The organism is Burkholderia sp. Se-20378 (genome assembly GCF_017104665.1).
GTDB lineage: Bacteria > Pseudomonadota > Gammaproteobacteria > Burkholderiales > Burkholderiaceae > Burkholderia > Burkholderia lata.
On the sequence record NZ_JAAGPG010000884.1, the window covers coordinates 1 to 2,387 of the forward strand.

Annotated in this window: 2 protein-coding genes; both read right to left on the minus strand. The window is 68.6% G+C overall.

The features are described from left to right. Positions 1-182: 182 nt before the first annotated feature. A complete protein-coding gene (locus G3N93_RS38580; protein WP_174930644.1) occupies positions 183-1,508 on the minus strand; it encodes a sugar ABC transporter substrate-binding protein in 1,326 nt (441 codons plus the stop codon). A 58-nt stretch (positions 1,509-1,566) separates the two neighbouring features. After that, positions 1,567-2,387, minus strand: an 821-nt coding sequence (locus tag G3N93_RS38585) for a class II D-tagatose-bisphosphate aldolase non-catalytic subunit (RefSeq protein WP_206135389.1), incomplete at its 5' end; no start/stop codon positions are given.

A 2,387-nucleotide genomic window follows, 5' to 3' on the forward strand; every position in this document is an offset into this window, starting at 1 on the left:
CGGCGCGGCGCGCCGGGCGGCGACGACGCGTCGCCGACCGACGGCGCGTGAGCATGGCTCAGGGGAAGACGCAGGTGACGCATGATCGGAGTCCCTCCGGTTGATGCGCGGGCGCGAAAGCCTGCCCGCCTGTCAGCTTCGACGACGCGCACCGTGCGCCATCGCGCACGGTGCGGGCCGCGTTACTTCTTGTAGCCGGCCTGCCGTACCGCGCGGTCGGCGGCGGCCTGCCCGGCGGCAAGCGCCTGGTCGACCGTCATCTGGCCCGCCACCGCACCGGCGATCGACTGCCCGACCACCGTGCCGAACGACTGGAATTCAGGAATCCCGACGTACTGCACGCCCGTGTACGGCACCTTCTTCAGCGACGGATCGTTCGGGTCGGCCGTCTCGATCGCCTTCAGCACGAAGTCCGAGAACGGCGCGGCGGCCTTGTACTCGGGGCGCTGATAGGTCGACGTGCGCGTGCCCGGCGGCACCGACGCCCAGCCCTCGTCCTTGCCGACCATCTCGATGTACTGCTTCGACGTCGCCCACGCGATGAATTTGCGCGCGGCGTCCTGCTGCTTCGACGTCTTCGGCACGGCCAGCGCCCAGGCCCACAGCCAGTGCGAACCCTTCGGCGTGGCGGCGACCGGCGCGGCCGCGAAGCCGATCCTGTCGGCGACCTGCGACTGCTGTTTGTTATAGAGCATGCCGGCCGCGACCGTCGCGTCGATCCACATCGCGCACTTGCCCGATGCGGTCAGGGTCAGGTTCTCGTTGAAGCCGTTTGAGCTCGCTCCCGGCGGGCCGTCTTTCTTCAGCAGGTTCACGTAGAACGTGATCGCCTTCTTCCATTCCGGCGACGTGAGCTGCGCATTCCAGTTCTCGTCGAACCAGCGCCCGCCGAACGTGTTCACGACCGTCGACACGTACGCCATGTTCTCGCCCCACCCGGCCTTGCCGCGCAGGCAGATCCCGTAGGTGCCCTTCGCCTTGTCGGTGAGCTTGTCCGCGAATTCGGCGATCTGGTCGTAGGTCGGCTGGTCGGGCATCTTGAGCCCCTTCGCCGCGAACAGGTCCTTGCGGTAGAACGTCATCGAGCTCTCGACGTAGAACGGCAGCGCGTACAGCTGGCCGTTGTACGACAGGCTGTCGCGCGCGGTCTTCACGATGTCGTTCAGGTCGTAGTCGGCGGGCAGGCCGGTCATCGGCGCGAGCCAGCCGCGCTTGCCCCACTGCGGCGTCTCGTAGGTACCGATCGCCATCACGTCGAACTGGCCGCTGCCGGTTGTGATGTCGGTCGTCGCGCGCTGGCGCAGCACGTTCTCCTCGAGGATCACCCAGTTCAGCTTGATGTCCGGGTTCGCCTTCTCGAAGGCCGGCGACAGCTTCTTCAGCTCGATCATGTCGGGATTGTTCAGCGTCGCGATCGTCAGCGTGCCGGCGGACGCGGCGCAGGCCGCCGTCGCGAGCGCGGCTCCGGCGAAGCAGCGTGCGGCGGCGTCGAGCATCTTTCGTTGCATGGCATGTCTCCTGTGTTTGTTCGAAGTGTCGTCGGTACTGCGTTTCCTACGCGGCCCGTCACGCCGGCCGCTGCATTCCGCACGCGCGCGCATAGTGCGCGATCACGTCGCGTATCCGGTGGCGCACCCAGGCACGCGGCTCTTTCGCGAGGCCGCCCGCGCGGCATGCCGCGTATACGTCCGGCAACCACTGCGCGACGAGCGTTTCCGGCACCGGCTGCCGCGCGAGGTTGTCGAACAGTTGCTCGACCGCGGCCGCGACGGCCGGCTGCAGCCAGTAGTAGCGGATCCGGTCGCTGTAGCTGAACTGGCGCGCGAGCCGCTGCTCGGCTTCGCCGCCGCGGTAATACGGCGCCCAGTGCTCGGGCTGCGCGCGCATCGCGGCGTCGACCACGTCGCGCAACCGCGAGCGCTGCGCGACGTAACCGATCAGCGCGTCCTCGATGAAGGTCAGCGCGAACAGCGCCTCGCGCAGCGCGAACGTCAGCGCGGGGCCGACCTTCAGCACCGCGAAGTGGTCGCGCACGAGCGCGGCGAGTGCGCCTTCGGTCTGGTAGTCGGTCGAATGCGCCTCGAACACGAGGCGTGGTGTCTGCAGGATACTCGCGCCGAGCGATGCCGCCTTGGCGCTGTCGTAATCGAGCACGTGGCGATCGTCGAAGTCGACGCCCGGCTGCGCGACGATCGCGACGACACGCGTCCATGCATCGTCGAGCCCGGCCGCCGCGAACGCGTGGCGGTGCGCATCGAGCGTCGCCGCGATGCTGTCGCTGCGCGTGACCGCGATCCGTGCGATCGCAGCATCGTCGCCGCTGCCGCTGACTTCGCCGCCCGGCGTCGGCACCTCGGTGCCGATCACGTAGACGGGCGCGATGCCGG